Genomic DNA, 15,768 nt, shown 5'->3' with positions numbered 1-15,768 from the left:
TCATGTGCGGAGTTGGGCGTATCTCCGCTGGCTGTTTTTTTCAGTAGGCAGCGCGATAGATACTCTCGATATCGGCCTGGCTCAGTTGGCGTGGATTGTTGCGCAGCAGGCGTTCGACCTTGATGGCGTCCGCGGCGAGTGACGGAATATCGTCTTCGGGTATATCGAAGTGGCGCAATCCTGCCGGAATATCGACGTCACTGCACAGGCCATGCAGCCGTTCGACAACCAACTCTGCGGCGGCCTCATCCTTGAGATGGCGATGTTCAATGTCGAGGGCTTCGGCAATATCGCGGAAGCGCTCCACGCAGGCCAGTGCATTCCAGCGCATCACGTGGGGCAGCAGCAGAGCGTTGGTAACGCCGTGCGGCAAGTGATAGCGCCCGCCCAACGGATAGGCCAGCGCGTGTACTGCGCCGACACCGGCGTTACCGAAGGCCATGCCGGCCAATAGGCTACCTGTCGCCATATCTTCGCGGGCCTTCAGATTATTCGGATTGGCGTAGGCCTTGGGTAGCGCCTTGATGATCAAGCGCATCGCCTTGATGGCGAGCGCGTCTGTGATCGGGGTGGCGAAGTTGGAGAGGTAGGCTTCGATGGCATGCACCAGCGCATCGACACCGCTGGCTGCGGTGACATGGCGTGGGCAGCTGACCGTCAGCTCCGGCGCCACGATGGCGACATCGGGTAACAGGTAATCATTGACGATGCCTTTCTTCATCTTGGCCACGGTGTCGGAAAGAATGCCGATGTTGGTAACCTCTGACCCGGTACCAGCGGTCGTCGGCATGGCAATCAGCGGTGCGCCTCGTACCTTCGCCTTGTTCTCTCCGAACAGACTTTCGAGATCACCGTCGTGAGTGGCATAGACGGCTACGCACTTGGCGATATCCATCGCGCTGCCGCCGCCCACGGCGATAAGGCTGTCGCTTTTCGCCTCAAGATAGACACTCATGCAGTCCTCGACGACATGCACCTCAGGCTCGGCGCTGACTTCGCTGAAGATACGGTAATGCGTCAGTTGCCCACCGGCCTTGAGCGCATCCAGCTGGTCGGTAATGGGCTTGAGCGTGCCGGACGCCAGCACACCGGGGTCGGTCACTAGCAGCGGACAGCGCATGCCCAGGCGGATGATCTCTTCACCGAGCCGCTCGGAGGCGTGCTGGCCGGTAATCAGGCGATTGGCAGATTTGAAAATCGCGATACTCATGGAAGTGTCCTGTAACAGATGACCGTTTACGGATATCGTGCAGCGTTTCTTGCAGGAATGGATTGCAAGCAGCATGCCAGTTTTCAATCTCTTTCAACCTGATGATTATATTGATATATATTTCGTTATTCGTCGAAAGTCGCAGTATCGACAGTCACTATTTGATTCATTATGGAATCGGTATTATGTGCAATTTGATTCTGTATGGAATCGAAAAGAGTGAATGTCACATAAAAAAGCGCCGAGCAGGAAGGCTCGGCGCGAAGTGAGACATATGAATGTGATCAAAGGCGGTGGCGCCGGATCATTGAGCTGTCAGTGCGAGGCCACACTCGGGCTGCGCCTGAAGAGACCGCCGGTGCGTCGCTGCGCCCGTACCCCGGGGAAGTTCAACTCTACCTGGCGCAGGCACAGCGTCAGCATGATCGTCAGCACGAGATAGATGGCGGCAATCAGCAGCAGCGGCTCATAGGTGAGGAAGTTCTCATCGCGGATGATGTTGGCGACCTGCAGCAAATCCATCATGGCAATGGTCGACACCAGCGGTACGGACTTGAGCAGCAGGATCATCTCGCCTGTCAGCGTCGGCAGGCATAACTGAATGGCACGCGGTAGCCACAGGCGTGTGAACACCTGGAATGGCCCCATGCCGAAGGCGCGACCGGCTTCACGCTCACCCGGCGGCACGCTGAGCAGCGCTCCACGCAGGACTTCGCCGGTATAGGCGCCCACCGAGAGTGTGAACGTCAGAGTGGCGTAGAAGAAAGGATCCCGCAGGATGCCCCAGAACATGCTCTCCTTGATGCCGGGCACGCCTTCCAACAAGCGGCCGATGCCGTAATAGAAGAAGAACAGCTGCACCAGCAAAGGGGTGCCACGCATCACGACGGACACGCCGCTTGCCAACCAGGCGAGCGGCTTCGGCCCTTTGATACGCGCTAGCGCCATCCCGACGGCCAGCGTGAAGCCCAGCACCGCAGACACCACCAGCAGCCATAGCGTATTGACCAGGCCCTCCCAGAGCGATTCCTGATAATACGGATCAGATAACCAGCTGAAATCCATGTCACGCCTCCTGGGCAGAAATATCAGGCTCGCCACGGCGCACGTAACGCTCCAGGCGGCCGAATGCGGCGCTTGAGGTCAGGGTCATCATCAGATAAAGCAGGCCAGCCACGCTGTAGAACAGGAAGTAGGCGCGCGTACTGGCGGCTGCCTGTTGAACGGTGAAGAACAGCTCGCTGAAGCCGATGACACTGATGAGCGCCGTGTCCTTGATGAGAATCAGCCATAGGTTGGACATGCCCGGCAGGGCGTTGGGTAACATGGCGGGCAGCATGACGAAGCGAAAGCGTGCCATGGGTGAGAAACCATAGGCATCGGCCGCTTCGAGCTGTCCCTTGGGAATGGCCAGGATGGCGCCCCGGAAGACCTCCGTCATGTAGGCACCTTGCACGAAGGCCAGCACGCCGACGGCGGTGATGAAGCCGCTGATTTCTATTCTTCCTGCGAAGCCAAGCGCATTCATCAGCCACGTCAATGCCTGGGAGCCGCCGTAATACAGCAAGATGATCAGCAAGAGTTCCGGCACGGCCCGTACGACCGTCGAGTAGCTGGTGGCCAGGCCGCGAACGGGCGCCCATGGACTAAGTCTGGCGGAGGCGCCTATCAACCCCAGCAGTAGCCCGATGGCATAGGCAGCAAAGGCGATCTGCAACGTGGTGATGGCGCCAGACAGGATAGGGCTCGCCCAGTCAGCGAGCCCTTGATCGGGAAAAAGGGACATGGTCAGGGGCCTTGTCGAGTCAGGGGCAGGGCGACAGTCCCACGGTCATGCATCTACGTAGATGACCGTGGGGATCGTCTCTGCCGGTATGGAGGTCAGGTGGCAGGTAGCACCTTGTGTAACCCGACAGGGTTCAGCCCATACAGACATCGGTGTCGAAGTACTTCTTCGACAGCGCCGTGCAGGTCCCATCTGCATAGACTGACTTGATGGCGGTATCGAGTGCGTTCTTGAGCTCACTCTCTCCCTTGCGAATGCCGACACCGGCACCGATGCCATACGCCTCGTGTTGCGGTGTGGTCGCCTTGATCTCGAAGTTGCTGGCTTCATCACGCTTGACGAGCGCGCTCATGGCGATCTCATCGGCCAGAATCACGTCCAAGCGGCCGGACAGCAGGTCACTGTTGACCTGCTCCTGCTGGTCATACAGGCGCACATCGACACCCGTATCTCTCAGCGCCTTGCGCGCAAAATTGGCGTGGGTGGTCGCTGACTGAGCACCCAGAATCTTGCCGTCGAGACCGTCCGGAATTTCGATGTCGAGGTCTTTGGAGGCGACGTAGGCGCCCGGCGAATTGTAATAGGGAATGCTGAAGTCGATGACCTTCGAGCGGGCCTTGGTGATGGTCATGGAGTTCATGATCATGTCGATGCGACCGGCTTTCAGCGAGGGGATGATGCCGCTCCAACCCGTTGGGGTGATGGCGCATTCGCGCTGCATGGCGTCGCAGATCGCATCGGCCAGTTCCACTTCAAAACCAGTCCACTCGCCGCTGGCAGAGGTGTAGGTAAAGGGCGGGTAAGGTTCTGCGGAAATGCCTATCTTGAGCGTGTCGGCAGCATGTGCCTGAGCAGCGGCACCGATGGCCAGGCTACCGAAGAGGAGTGCGCCGAGCGTCGTTTGCTTGAAGACATGTTGAAAAGTGCGCTGGAGCGTTTGCTGAGCCGTGCGTATCGCACTGGTAGTCCGAAGGGAAGGATATGTCCGTGATGCTTCAAGGGGAATATGTGTCATTGGGCCATCTCCTGGGGTCGTCTTGTTGTTATCAGTCACCACGGCAAAGGGGCCATGCTGCTGGGTGCATCAATCATCAGATCAATATTCGTCATCAACGTCGTTTTGTTGTCAGGCTACTGGCGCAATGAAGTGTCGGCAGCGTTCGTGATGTGTCTGTTCGAACACCTCGGCGGGGCTACCGACAACACCAACCCTGCCTTGATCGAGGAACACGATCTGGTCTGATACTTCACGGGCAAATGCCATCTCATGCGTCACCATCAGCATGGTGCGACCTTCATCGGCAAGGCTGCGAATCACCGCCAGTACTTCACTGACGCGCTCGGGGTCCAGCGCTGAGGTCGGTTCATCGAAGAGCAGTACGCGTGGTTCCATCGCCAATGCACGTGCAATGGCGACGCGCTGTTGCTGACCACCGGAGAGAAATGCGGGGTAGGTGTCAGCACGTTCCAGCATGCCCACCCGTTCGAGATAGTGTTCAGCGACCTTGGTGGCCTCGCGCCGCGACAAGCCCTTGACCCGCATTGGCGCTTCAGTGACGTTACCCAGCACGGTCAGATGAGGCCACAGGTTGAACTGCTGGAAGACCATGGCGACCTTGGAACGCAGCCGCTGGATCTGGCGACGATCCAACCCGATGATGTCGCCCCGCGCATTGCGATCAAAGCGCACGTGTTCGTCTGCAATTGATAGCTCACCTTGATCAGGGCGTTCCAGCAGATTCATGCAGCGGAGCAGGGTACTTTTTCCGGAGCCACTCGCCCCGATGATGGTCGTGACGGTGCCTTCCTTGACTCGCAGAGAGACATCGTGGAGTACGGCCAGCTCGCCATAATGCTTGACGATATGGTTGGCCTCGACGGCTATCCTGGATGACTGCGCCTTGCCATCCTTGGCAGCACTGGGGGAGGTGTGTTGCGTTGGGCGCTCGCTGTCATGGTGGTTGATCGTCGATCGGCCCTGCGGTGCAGTGTTCGTGGACGTCATTGTCATAAGCGACTCAACTGTGAAGGGAAGTATCCGGCGCGTTCATGCCGAGCTTGTTCGCTATCGTGTCGGCGTCGATCACACGTCCTGCGCAAGCGGTGTCGGCCAGCAGTGCCAGTCGCTGGCAGGCTGCCGCCAGCAATAGTGGTGACACGGTCAGGCTCAGACGAACAAAGCCCGCACCGGAGGGGCCGAAGGCCTCTGCTGACAGCACCGAGACGTTGTGTTCATCCAGCAGGCGGTCTGCAAACTGCTGGGAGCTGAGACCGGTCGCACGAATATCAACCATCACGAACATGCCCGCCTGTGGGGTGATGACGTGCACGGCTGAGCAGTGTTGCAACGCATCGCAGACAGCATCACGGCGCTCACGATACGCCTCACGCATGACATGAATGTCGGCCTGACGCTCATCGCTCAATGCCGCGATGGCCGCGTCCTGGATGAAGTCGGGGCAGCCGTAGAGCATGCATAGCGCCAGATTGGTCAGATGCTCTATCAATGCCTGCGGGCCCAGTACCCAGCCCACACGCCAGCCAGTCATGGCATGGGATTTCGAGAGACTGGAAATCACCACGCTACGCTCGGCCATGTCTGGTAGCGCTGCTGCACACACATGCTCGCCATCGAAGATGAGTTCGGCGTAGACCTCATCCGAGATCAACCAGAGGTCATGCTGGCGGCACAGAGCGGCAATGGCATTCCATTGTGCTGCCTCGATCAGCGTGCCGGTGGGGTTATGGGGGCTGTTGAGCAGGATGGCGCGAGTACGTGGCGTGATGGCCGCGGCGATGTCGGCGACCTCAAGTCGAAACCCGTCATCACCTTTCAGAGGCACCCGCTTGATGACAGCACCGGGCGCTTGAATCACGGCTTCATAGGTCACGTAGCAGGGCTCCGGCACGATGACTTCATCACCGGGTTCAAGCAGGCACTGAGCAACCGCATAGAGGCCACACTGGGCACCGGCCATCACGATCAGATTCTCTGCCTTGGCGTCGGTGCTTGCTACGCGATAACGTTCCGCGATGGCCTCCCGCAGGGCATGTTTACCCTGAACGTCTGCATAGTGCGTCGCACCCTTGTCGAGGCTTGCCTTGGCGGCCTCGATGATGGTATCCGGGGTGGTGAAGTCAGGATCACCCACGGACAACACGGTGATGTCTTCTCCAGCGGCGCGGCGCTTGAGGGCACGTATGTGAATGTCCCAGGCACTGGCCCCTTCGCCGGCGATACGGTCGGTTAGTGTTGAGAAGCGCATGTGGTCTCCAGCAAGGCCGAGGATGAGGTCATTTGGGCAGCAGGTGCCGTGATACCCAGGCGACGCAGCTCTGCGCGCCAGGCGAGATCAATGCCTTGGGCGCTGGCATTCCAGCGGTCGTACTGACGTGCCACGTGTTCGCACAGGGCTGGTGTTGCACGGGTGAGTATCTGGCCGGTGGCCTGAGCCGCTAGCTGTGCCTGACAGCTACGCTCGAGATCTCGCATGCGCAGGAAGGCGTCGCCGACGCTGGTGCCACAGGTCAGCATGCCGTGTTGCTGCAGTACCAACGTCATGTGCGACCCGAGGTGAGCGACGAGTCGATCACGTTCGGCCAGCTCCAGCGCGATACCTTCATAGGGGTGATAGCCGATGCGGTGATGAAACTGCATCGCCCACTGATTGAGTGGCAATAGCCCTTCGTCGAGGCAGGACACGGCCACTCCGGCGACGGTGTGTGCGTGCAGCACACATTCAACGTCAGGGCGCGCCGCATGCACGGCGCTATGAATCGTAAAGCCGGCAGGGTTGATACCAAGCCCGGTGGGGTCATCGAGTATGTCGCCGCTGGCATCCACAGTGACAAGATTGTCCGGCCGAACCTCCTCGAAGCGCAGTCCAAGCGCATTGATCAGGAAGCGCTCTCCGGTCAGACGGGCAGAGATATGGGTCGAGATACCATCATCCATGCCGTCAAGCGCCATCAAGCGATAGGCTGCGGCCAGATCGCGCCGGGCGATACTTTCATCGCTGGCACCTTGTCGAGAGGAGTGTTCGTGTTCGTTCGCCTTCATAAGCTGCCGTCTACGGCTGCGATGGCATCACCACCATCACGCGTCGTCACGCCATCGAGAAATTCGGCCAGTTTTTGGGGATGTGCCTGAATCCAATCGTGAGCGACATCTTCGAGATCACGCTCATTGAGGCCGTAATCGAGGATAAACGCACTTTGCTCATCAGCACTGAAAATCAGCTGATCGAGGAAGCGCGTCATGTTGGGATTGGCAGTGGCGAAATCGGTGGAGACGATGGTCTTGACGTCGCTGGCACCGTTTTTACCACCGTAAACAGCGTCGGGATCATCGAGAATGTGAACGTCAAACTCCGGCACCATCCAGTGCGGTGTCCAGCCGTAGAAGACGATCCAGGTCTGATTGCGCGCAGCGGCACGTACTTCGCTGAGCATGCCTGGCGTTGAGGACTCCATCACATCCCAGTCACCCAGGTCATAGACATTGTTGTCTACGGCGTTATTGATGAAATCGCTGACCGTGGAGCCGCTTTCGATGGAGTAGAACGTCTTGTCGAATTTATCACCACTGGCCGCCAGGTCGGCAGCGCTATGAATACCGGCGTCATACACATAGCCGGGTACGGCGAAGCCCATGCGGGCGCCGGTGACATTGTTTCCCAGGTCAGTAATGGCGCCGTTGGAGATGGCAGCGTCATAGCTGTCTTGCTGGGCGGGCAACCATCCTGCGAGGAAGGCATCACTATCGCCGGTGGTCATGGTCTTGTAGCCCACGGTAGAACTGACTTCCTGACGCTCTACGGTGTAACCCATCGGAGTAAGGATCTGGGCAACGATTTCGCTTTTGACCGTGACACCAGGCCACGGCGGCACGACCAGCGTCATGTTCTTGTCGCGATCCATCGCTGCGGCGGCGAGTGCCGATGAGCTCAGCATCAGAGTGCTGGCCAGCACTGAGCTGACAAGTGCAGCACTGGCGAGTCGTGTTGTACGGCTCAGAAAGTGTTGGTCTGTCTCGCTACTTACGTTGTCGGAAGCACACGGGGTGCACTTGATGGATCTGGAGGGCATCGTCATCGGGCTTTCCTTGTCGGCCTCAGATCGTGCTGAGGCTCATGATTATTAGTGGTCGATAATTGAATCTGTCGCGACATCAGGTACGGTGCTGCAATTCGTTGTCCAGCCAGCGCTCGACGTTGATCTCGATCAGCAGCGGGGAGCTTGCCTGACTGAGATTCTCGAGAGCGCTGCTTAACATGTCAGGCGTGGTAACGGCTGAGTATCGGCAGCGGAAGGCGTCTGCCAACGACGGGAAGTCAGGTGCTTGCAGGTCGACACCGAGGTGCTCGACCTTGTCATGGGTCATGTAACGACGAATCTCATCGTAGCCATCGTTGTTCCACACCAGGATGGCGATGGGGTGGTTCAGGTCACGCGCGGTGGCCAGTTCTCCCAGCACGAATTGCAGGCCGCCATCTCCCACGATGGCCACGACTGGCAAGTCGGGGCGCGCGATACTGGCCCCCAGCGCCGCAGGTAATCCATAGCCCAGCGTGCCGAAACCGGTGGCCGCGTTGAACCAGCGACGTGGCTCGCTGCGTCTGGCGAGGAAGTTACCGGCGTAGACCGGTCCGGTGGAGTCACCGACGATGATGGCCTCCGGCACGCTGGCATCCAGCACCTCGAACAGGGATACGTAAGGCGCCAGATCCGGTTGTCGTTCAAGATCAAGACGCTGACGAAGGCCCTCACAGATGTCAGCGCCCTGGCGATGAGCCGGTGTGATGCACTCGGCCAGTGCGTCCAGCGTCAGGCTGACATCCGCCACCATCGCGAGGCTGGCGAAGTGATTGCGTGCCAGCTGCTGAGGATCGATATCGACACGGATCACCTTGCCGGTAAAACCGAAACCGCCGTCGAAGACCTGATCGTAATCGGTTTCCCCAAGCTCGGTGCCCAACGCCAGTATCACGTCGGCGTCGCGGGCCAGCTCACGAATCGGTGCGAACGTGGCGGTGCAGCCCAGATCCAGCGGATGATGGTGTCCCAGTACGCCACGCGCATTGATGGTGGTGAGAGTGGGGGCATCGAGACGCTCTACCAGCGCACGTGCTGCCTGAGGCGCACTGGCGCTGCCACCGCCAAGCAGCACCAGCGGCCGCTGTGCCTCATCCAGCCAGCGGGTGGCCAGCGCCAGTGCTTGCGGCGCGGGGGCCGGCGGGAAGAAGGCCGACACCGCGGGAGACGTGGAATGGCAGAGGTGCGCGGGCATCGGTGCTGCCATCACATCCAGCGGAATCTCGATATGCACCGGGCCGGGGCGGGCTCCCTGGAAGACGGCAAAGGCCCGAGCCATCACCTCCGGCAGCGCCGCGGGGTCGAGTAACGTATGACTGAAGACGCTGACGCCCGCCAGCGTCTCGCGCTGGTGTGGCATCTCATGCAGCCGACCCTGACCTCGGCCGAGGCTAGTGGTGGCATTGACGCCAGAGATGACCAGCATCGGGATCGAATCCGCCAGAGCCTGACCCATGGCCGTGGCGATGTTGGTCATGCCCGGGCCGGTGATGATGAAGCACACCGCGGGCTTCCCGCTGGCGCGTGCATAGCCATCGGCCATGAAGCCGGCGCCCTGCTCGTGGCGCGGCGTGTAGTGACGCAGCCCGGAGTGGGGGAGTTCTCGATAGAGCTCGATGGTATGCACGCCAGGGATACCGAAGGCGGTATCAATGCCATAGGCCCCCAGCAGCTGAATCAAATGTTGAGCGCAGGTCGTCATACGGTGGTTCCTTGTCGCGTGTCATGCCCCGCGCGCTCAGGACCGTCAGGGTGCTGGTCTGCCTTGAGAGCTCGCGCCACCTCGGCTGGCGTCACCAGCTCCGGCAGCCCGCCGAATGGCTCGCGAGCCAATATGCGTTCGACCATGGGCACGAAATCCGATAGCGGCAGGGTGGGATAGTCGGGGTCGAAACTGGACTGATCCCATTCGTCGCAGAAGCGCACAGTACGCTCATATGCAGGATGCTGCACATAGTCTTCGCGTGCATGACGGTCCTGGCCGAAGAAATGCCGGTAGTGATAGCCCTGGAACAGTTCGTGATGGCGAATCATCCAGGTATTGAGCGGATCGATGAAGGGCGCGAGGATCGCCGCGGCGATCTCGGCATGATTGGCAGGTGCCAGGTCATCGCCGATGTCGTGGAGCAGTGCGCACACCACCATCTCCTCATCGGCACCGGCATTCAGTGCACGAGTGGCCGTCTGCAGGCAATGGTCATAGCGATCGATGGGGTAGCCATGATGGTCGCCACGAAGGCGTTGCAGGTGAAGCAACACACGGCGACAGGCATCGGATTGGTAGTGGCGGAAATGGTCATCAATCAGCGCCCATTCTTCATGAACACTCTCCCCGAAGTGGCGGAAGCGCGCCTGTGTCAGTGGTGGAATACTGTCCGTGACCTGCGGCGACAGCGTCTGGCGAGAAGAGGCTGATTGACTCATGCGGTCGCCTTCTGAGTATGGCGGAGATCGCGCAGGAGTAGATGACGGCTGGCGGTAGAGTCACGATCCACATAACCCTGACGCATGTGACGAGTTCCGCCCTCCAGTTGGAAGGCGCTGCGGCCATGGAAGAGTCGATAGTTATCCATGATCAGCATCTGGCCCGGTTCGAGCTTGAGATGGAGGGTGAGCGCATCACTGGTGATCAGGCGATAGAAGGCCTGACGGGCGGCGTAGTAGCGACGCAGTGTCTCGCTTGCCAGGGCGGGGACGCGCTCGGTACGGTTGGAGAAGCGCACGCGTTTGACGCAGCCGCGGCTGTCGAGTTCGATCAGCGGGCCTTCGCTTTCCAGACGGGTGGTCGCATCGTGATAACGGAACCCCGGGGTCACCTCGGTCAGGGAGGCGAACGCTTCGGGGTCTTGACGTCGCAGTTGCTCGGCGGCATTGAAGCCATCTACCAGTCTACTGTCCCCTCCGCTTGCGGCATTGCACAGGCAGTGCAGCCAGATATAGCCGGGGATGGGGTCCCGGTAGGGATTGTCGGTATGGGGTTCGAGCCCACGCTGCGTCATGGTCAGGTCATAGGCATTGGCCACGGACTTGACGTCGGCGATGCCGCCCCAGTTGGTCTGTCTGACGGGGCCGATGCGGTGAATCAGCGCCTTCATGCCATCTTCCGTCCCTGGCACACCGCTGACGCGCACGAAGCCGAAACGACTGAGCTGATCGAGCATGTCGAGCAGGGCGTCGTCGTCGTCCAGCGCCGTCGCGAAGTCAGTGCTGGGAATGATGTCGTGCGATGCTGCCCATGACTCGGACGTCCAGAGTGTCAGGTCATCACGTACTTCGTGGGCCGTGGCTTCGGTCATCAATGCCGTCAGTGGAAAGCGCGCATGGTGGTCGTCACTGAACACAAGCTTGAGAGCTCCACTCTCGAGCGTAGCGTCAGTGATGCTCAAGTTCAGCGGCAACTCGGCCGCCTCAATGAGACGCTGGCCTGTGAGGGCGTCGAGCGTGTCTGCATCAGGTGCCCGTTCGCGAAGCCACAGGGCATCGAAGATCACATCTCCCTCGGTGCGTGTCAGGTGGAGTTGTTGTCCTTGGTTCAGCAGGCTGAGAGCTATGTTCGCGCTGGGCACTCGTGGATCTCCGCGGCAGAGGGAGCGGCACTGAAAGTCCGGTCCGGCAGTGATGTTTTCCTTACCTTAATCCTCTGACGTGCGTAGGGTTTGATTAAATTAGCCAACAAGTTGACAAAAATAGCCCCATGTCGGACACAACCTCTCACCACGGCTCGCCTACGTCACCTGCGGGATCTCATCATTATCCGCGCCCTGACTCCCCGCCACTGCTGGCCCCGGGCGCGGCTGAGCACACGCTGAACGTCTGGCTGGTGCCGCGATTTTCGATGCTGACGTTATTTTGCCTGCTGGAACCCTTGCGGGTGGCTAATCGCTTTGGACGCGATCTTTTTGCTTGGCGACTGCTGTCCGCCAATGGTGAAGCCGTGGTGGCGAGTAACGGTGTGCGTATCGATGTCGATGGTCAGTTGAGTGATTTGATCGTGGAGGGTGCTCACGACAGAACGGGCACTAGTGATAGGGACACCAAGCCACGGCTGATGGTGGTGTCATCCTACGAGGCGGAGGTGAGTGTCGGGAGTGAAGCACGTGCGGTCTTGCGCTATCTCGCCGCACACGGTGCCTGGTTGGGAGGGCTGGATACGGCGCCTTTCATCCTCGCGCGTGCCGGTGTGCTGGCAGGCCATCCGGTGGCGTTGCACTGGGAAAGTGTGCCGGCATTTCGCCAGGAATTCCCTGAGCTGACCGTCAGCTCATCGCATTACGAATGGCAGGGGGAGCGACTGACAGGTTCAGGCGGCGCGGCCAGTATCGACATGATGCTGGTCTGGATAGAGACGCTTTATGGCCCGTCGCTGGCGGATGCCGTGGAGCGACAGATCGTTCACCAGCGCGCCCATGAGGGAGCGGTGAGTCGAGATCGCCCTGCGCCTTCATCGCTGCCGCGCGGTGTTGTCCGAGCTCTGGCAGTAATGGAAGCGAATCTGGCGCAAGCGCTATCGATTCCCGAGGTGTGCCGACTGGCTGGCCAATCCCAACGGCAACTGACGCGCATCTTCATGGCTCAGTTCGGTGAGACGCCCAAGCAGTGCTATCTCGGCATGCGCCTTGATCATGCTCAGCGAGTGCTCGCCGATAGCCGCGTGAGTGTGTCGCAAGTGGCATTCTCGGTCGGATTTTCGCACTTGGCGCATTTCTCCCGCGCGTATCGACAGCGCTTTGGTGAGGCCCCCAGTGTGACCGCGCAGCGTGGACTGGCAGCTGATTGATCGCTGAATGATGAAAGAGCCGCTCGTTAGCTCAATAATTCATTGATTCAGCCCAAAGTGCTCCATTCAGCAGCCAGAATCAGTCGGGTACGCCACTATTGCCTGTCGTGGCTCAGTGCTACCGTTCGTTACCGCCGTTGGCAGGGTGATGCCCCGCGATGACACCCTCAGTACGATAGTAAAAAAGTCCTGTGTGCATCGACACCGTGCAAGCCACGCTGTGGAAAGCGCGTGTCGCGTCACATTGCAAGGGAAGGAAAAGGTATGAACTGGATAACCTGGCTAGATTTGGCCGGTGTCATGATTTTTGCGCTGACAGGCGTTGTCGTTGCCTGCCGTTCACGGATGGATCCGTTCGGTATGTTGGTGCTGGGAGCGGTAACGGGAATTGGGGGCGGCACGCTGCGTGATCTGGTGCTGGGGATTGGCCCAGTCTTCTGGGTCGAACAGCCTATTTACCTGTGGGTGATCCTGCTTACCGTGCTGGTGGCGACGTTCGGGTTTCATTATATTCATCGCTTGACGCGCGTCTTCCTGCCAGTGACGGATGCTTTCGGCCTTGCGCTATTTACTGTGCTTGGTGTCCATAAGGCACGCATGCTGGGAATGGATGGCGTCGTGGCTGTCGTGATGGGCACCATGAGTGGTGTGGCAGGTGGCATGATTCGGGATGTACTGGCACGCCGGGTGCCGATGGTGCTGCGCCAGGAAATCTATGCCTCGGCGTCGTTGGCAGGTGGCATCCTCTATATTGCGCTCTTGGAACTTGGCCTCCCACTGCCCTGGGCAACCGGTGCCGCGATTGTAGCGGTGCTGATGATTCGATTGCCGGCCATTTACTGGAACCTGACATTGCCGACCTTTGCCTGGGTCATCGTGCCCCCTTCCGACGCGTCTACAGGCGCGCAAAGCAAGGCTCAGCACTCGGCAGACAAAGAGGATGATCAAAGCGATTCAGAGTTCTCCACTACCCTCGGTGGCGCCGTCGGTATCAGCAAGATCGAGGCAACGATGCAGCTTGATCAGCCTCCTGAGCCTCCGGTCTTGCCACGGCGCACGCCCAAGGCCCGTGTCAGAATGCTGCGCCCGGGTGAGAGTCGGCGAGGAGGAAGTTGACCTTGTACTTTCTTGTACTCTCTTGTGCTGTCCTGTGGTGATTTACTAGCCATAAAGCAGGTTTCTTACCCTCTGGTACAATATAGCGTGAGAGCTTGAAATGGATGCCGACCGACATCCCAGGTCGATGTAAAAACGAGGAGTCATCACGATGGCAGTTGGACGCAAGCGCGAGTTTGATGAGCACATCGCCTTGCGCAGGGCGATGGAGGTGTTCTGGCTCAAGGGGTACACCGGTGCATCGTTAGCCGAGTTGACTCAGCAGATGGGTATCAACAAGACCAGCATGTATAGCGCCTTCGGCAATAAAGCGGCCTTGTTCGTCAAGGCGACAAGGCATTACATCGAGACCGAGATGCACGAGCACTTTCAGTGGCTCCAGGCGTCCGATGTTTCACTTGCCTGTCGTTTACGCAATTACATGTTGTCTGTCGTGAGCATGCAGTCTGCTACACCGCATCCCAGAGGGTGCTTTCTGGTGCTGTGTCAGTCGGAGTCCGCTGCAGGCGATATGCCAGCAGAGGCTAATGCGTTGCTGGAGCAAGAAGACCGCATGGCACTGGACATGTTCACTGCGTTGTTTACGCAAGACCCGGAGTCTATTGCGCTTGGGCTCGACAAGACGGCAGCGGCCAATGCGCTGACGGTGTATACCGTGCTCAAGGGTACGGCCTCCATGGCGCGTTCAGGTGTCTCGGCGAATCAGCTTGAGGTAGTGATTGAAACGACGCTGCGCGGGATTGGGCTCGAGTTGGGCCCGGGGTGATGTCACGGCGAGTAGACCATTGCTGGGGCAGTTAGTGGCAAGGCATGCAGTGATGCGCCGTCATAAGCAGTGACAAGGGCTCTCTTTCGAGGGCCCTTGGTGTTTCTGGGCTCTGGGTATCGCTGAGATGAGCAGGCGGCGTGGCGATGGACTTCACACCTGGACAAGGGGGGATGGCGCAACGTGTTGTCATTGCGTACTGATAGGTATAGAGTAATTTCATACTGATCGGTACGCAATTGATTGTGCTGATCGAGCATCCATTGATACGAGAGAGAAACATGCGCTATTCAGTCAAAGGCAAGGTGGCACTGGTGACGGGCGCCAATCGTGGCATCGGTAAGGCAATCGTCGATGCCTTCTTCGCACATGGCGTCGAGAAGGTCTATCTGGCCGTGCGTAACCCGGAGTCCACTCAAGATCTTCAAGCCAAATATGGCGACAAGGTGGTTGCGCTACCGGTTGATGTGACGGATGAGGCGTCCGTCAAGGCGCTGGCTGAGCACACACGCGATGTCGATATTCTGGTCAATAACGCTGGGATAATGAAGGTTGTCTCCCCGCTGAGCGAAGACGCGGAATCGGCCCTGCAGGAAGAGTTCAATGTGAACGTCTTTGGGCTGCTGCGTACTGCTCAAGCATTCGCTGATACTCTGGAAGCCAATAAGGGCGTGCTGGTTCAGCTTAACTCCATCGCGTCCATGAAGACCTTCGGTGACATGACGACCTACTGTGCCTCCAAGGCGGCGGCTTACTCCGTGACCCAGGGTCTGCGTGAGAAGCTGGGCGAGAAGGGTGTCAGCGTGCTGAGCGTGCATCCAGGGCCGATCGCGACGGATATGGGCAAGAGCGCCGGCTTTGATGAAGCGCCGGGTGCTGAGACCGTGGCTGCTGGTATTGTGGAAGCACTGGAAGCCGGTGATTTTCACCTCTTCCCGGACCCAATGGCCAAGCAGATCGAAGCGGCTTATCAGAGCTATGCTGACAACATCATTCTTGGCGACTTGTCAGTTTAAGTC

Annotated in this window: 15 protein-coding genes; 4 read left to right on the top strand and 11 right to left on the bottom strand. The window is 59.2% G+C overall.

Annotated elements, in window-relative coordinates; translation table 11 throughout:
• Positions 1-40 precede the first annotated feature (40 nt).
• From GQR90_RS10265 to tmpA, 11 genes are all read right to left on the bottom strand, one after another.
• The gene (locus tag GQR90_RS10265) at positions 41-1,210 is read right to left on the bottom strand and encodes an iron-containing alcohol dehydrogenase (protein ID WP_158774022.1); all 1,170 of its coding nucleotides are present in this window, start codon (positions 1,208-1,210) and stop codon (positions 41-43) included.
• Between the two features lie 315 nt (positions 1,211-1,525).
• The gene (locus tag GQR90_RS10260; protein ID WP_158774021.1) at positions 1,526-2,275 is read right to left on the bottom strand and encodes an ABC transporter permease; all 750 of its coding nucleotides are present in this window, start codon (positions 2,273-2,275) and stop codon (positions 1,526-1,528) included.
• A gap of 1 nt (position 2,276) precedes the next feature.
• The gene (locus GQR90_RS10255; RefSeq protein ID WP_158774020.1) at positions 2,277-2,996 is read right to left on the bottom strand and encodes an ABC transporter permease; all 720 of its coding nucleotides are present in this window, start codon (positions 2,994-2,996) and stop codon (positions 2,277-2,279) included.
• Positions 2,997-3,129: 133 nt separating this feature from the next.
• The gene (locus tag GQR90_RS10250) at positions 3,130-4,011 is read right to left on the bottom strand and encodes a transporter substrate-binding domain-containing protein (RefSeq protein WP_158774019.1); all 882 of its coding nucleotides are present in this window, start codon (positions 4,009-4,011) and stop codon (positions 3,130-3,132) included.
• Between the two features lie 111 nt (positions 4,012-4,122).
• Positions 4,123-5,001: an amino acid ABC transporter ATP-binding protein gene (locus GQR90_RS10245; protein WP_158774018.1), complete on the bottom strand. Its 879-nt coding sequence runs from the start codon at positions 4,999-5,001 to the stop codon at positions 4,123-4,125.
• 13 nt (positions 5,002-5,014) lie between these two features.
• Entirely contained in the window at positions 5,015-6,262 is a 1,248-nt protein-coding gene (locus GQR90_RS10240) for a pyridoxal phosphate-dependent aminotransferase (protein ID WP_158774017.1), read from the bottom strand.
• A complete protein-coding gene (locus GQR90_RS10235; protein ID WP_158774016.1) occupies positions 6,244-7,056 on the bottom strand; it encodes a class II aldolase/adducin family protein in 813 nt (270 codons plus the stop codon). Before GQR90_RS10235 ends, GQR90_RS10240 begins: the two co-directional genes overlap by 19 nt.
• Complete coding sequence (locus GQR90_RS10230) at positions 7,053-8,090, bottom strand: ABC transporter substrate-binding protein (protein ID WP_325064259.1); 1,038 nt, start codon at positions 8,088-8,090, stop codon at positions 7,053-7,055. The genes GQR90_RS10235 and GQR90_RS10230 overlap by 4 nt, the downstream gene beginning before the upstream one ends.
• A 76-nt stretch (positions 8,091-8,166) precedes the next feature.
• Positions 8,167-9,792 carry a 5-guanidino-2-oxopentanoate decarboxylase gene (locus GQR90_RS10225; RefSeq protein ID WP_158774015.1) on the bottom strand — a complete coding sequence of 542 codons (1,626 nt, stop codon included), beginning with the start codon at positions 9,790-9,792 and terminating at the stop codon, positions 8,167-8,169.
• Positions 9,789-10,451 carry an HD domain-containing protein gene (locus GQR90_RS10220; protein WP_199269543.1) on the bottom strand — a complete coding sequence of 221 codons (663 nt, stop codon included), beginning with the start codon at positions 10,449-10,451 and terminating at the stop codon, positions 9,789-9,791. The genes GQR90_RS10225 and GQR90_RS10220 overlap by 4 nt, the downstream gene beginning before the upstream one ends.
• Before the next feature lie 59 nt (positions 10,452-10,510).
• Entirely contained in the window at positions 10,511-11,656 is a 1,146-nt protein-coding gene (gene tmpA, locus GQR90_RS10215; RefSeq protein WP_233266223.1) for a 2-trimethylaminoethylphosphonate dioxygenase, read from the bottom strand.
• A gap of 128 nt (positions 11,657-11,784) precedes the next feature.
• On the opposite strand from tmpA, the gene GQR90_RS10210 reads away from it, so the two are divergent.
• The 4 genes from GQR90_RS10210 to GQR90_RS10195 all read left to right on the top strand — a co-directional run bounded on the left by GQR90_RS10210 (position 11,785) and on the right by GQR90_RS10195 (position 15,765).
• The gene (locus tag GQR90_RS10210; RefSeq protein ID WP_158774013.1) at positions 11,785-12,867 is read left to right on the top strand and encodes a GlxA family transcriptional regulator; all 1,083 of its coding nucleotides are present in this window, start codon (positions 11,785-11,787) and stop codon (positions 12,865-12,867) included.
• A 264-nt stretch (positions 12,868-13,131) separates the two neighbouring features.
• Positions 13,132-13,983 carry a trimeric intracellular cation channel family protein gene (locus GQR90_RS10205; protein ID WP_158774012.1) on the top strand — a complete coding sequence of 284 codons (852 nt, stop codon included), beginning with the start codon at positions 13,132-13,134 and terminating at the stop codon, positions 13,981-13,983.
• A 151-nt stretch (positions 13,984-14,134) separates the two neighbouring features.
• On the top strand, positions 14,135-14,749 hold the full coding sequence (locus tag GQR90_RS10200; RefSeq protein ID WP_158774011.1) for a TetR/AcrR family transcriptional regulator: 615 nt from the start codon (positions 14,135-14,137) through the stop codon (positions 14,747-14,749).
• 281 nt (positions 14,750-15,030) lie between these two features.
• Entirely contained in the window at positions 15,031-15,765 is a 735-nt protein-coding gene (locus GQR90_RS10195) for an SDR family oxidoreductase (protein ID WP_158774010.1), read from the top strand.
• Positions 15,766-15,768: the final 3 nt, after the last annotated feature.

The organism is Cobetia sp. L2A1 (assembly GCF_009796845.1).
In the GTDB taxonomy this organism is placed as follows: domain Bacteria; phylum Pseudomonadota; class Gammaproteobacteria; order Pseudomonadales; family Halomonadaceae; genus Cobetia.
Note: the sequence above shows the minus strand (reverse complement) of the source record. Positions and strands in the feature narration are given on the sequence as shown.

Coding starts and splice junctions, on each gene's coding strand:
- GQR90_RS10265 (WP_158774022.1), bottom strand. CDS start 1,210: ATGAGTATCGCGATTTTCAAATCTGCCAATCGCCTGATTACCGGCCAG.
- GQR90_RS10260 (WP_158774021.1), bottom strand. CDS start 2,275: ATGGATTTCAGCTGGTTATCTGATCCGTATTATCAGGAATCGCTCTGG.
- GQR90_RS10255 (WP_158774020.1), bottom strand. CDS start 2,996: ATGTCCCTTTTTCCCGATCAAGGGCTCGCTGACTGGGCGAGCCCTATC.
- GQR90_RS10250 (WP_158774019.1), bottom strand. CDS start 4,011: ATGACACATATTCCCCTTGAAGCATCACGGACATATCCTTCCCTTCGG.
- GQR90_RS10245 (WP_158774018.1), bottom strand. CDS start 5,001: ATGACGTCCACGAACACTGCACCGCAGGGCCGATCGACGATCAACCAC.
- GQR90_RS10240 (WP_158774017.1), bottom strand. CDS start 6,262: ATGCGCTTCTCAACACTAACCGACCGTATCGCCGGCGAAGGGGCCAGT.
- GQR90_RS10235 (WP_158774016.1), bottom strand. CDS start 7,056: ATGAAGGCGAACGAACACGAACACTCCTCTCGACAAGGTGCCAGCGAT.
- GQR90_RS10230 (WP_325064259.1), bottom strand. CDS start 8,090: ATGACGATGCCCTCCAGATCCATCAAGTGCACCCCGTGTGCTTCCGAC.
- GQR90_RS10225 (WP_158774015.1), bottom strand. CDS start 9,792: ATGACGACCTGCGCTCAACATTTGATTCAGCTGCTGGGGGCCTATGGC.
- GQR90_RS10210 (WP_158774013.1), top strand. CDS start 11,785: ATGTCGGACACAACCTCTCACCACGGCTCGCCTACGTCACCTGCGGGA.
- GQR90_RS10205 (WP_158774012.1), top strand. CDS start 13,132: ATGAACTGGATAACCTGGCTAGATTTGGCCGGTGTCATGATTTTTGCG.
- GQR90_RS10200 (WP_158774011.1), top strand. CDS start 14,135: ATGGCAGTTGGACGCAAGCGCGAGTTTGATGAGCACATCGCCTTGCGC.
- GQR90_RS10195 (WP_158774010.1), top strand. CDS start 15,031: ATGCGCTATTCAGTCAAAGGCAAGGTGGCACTGGTGACGGGCGCCAAT.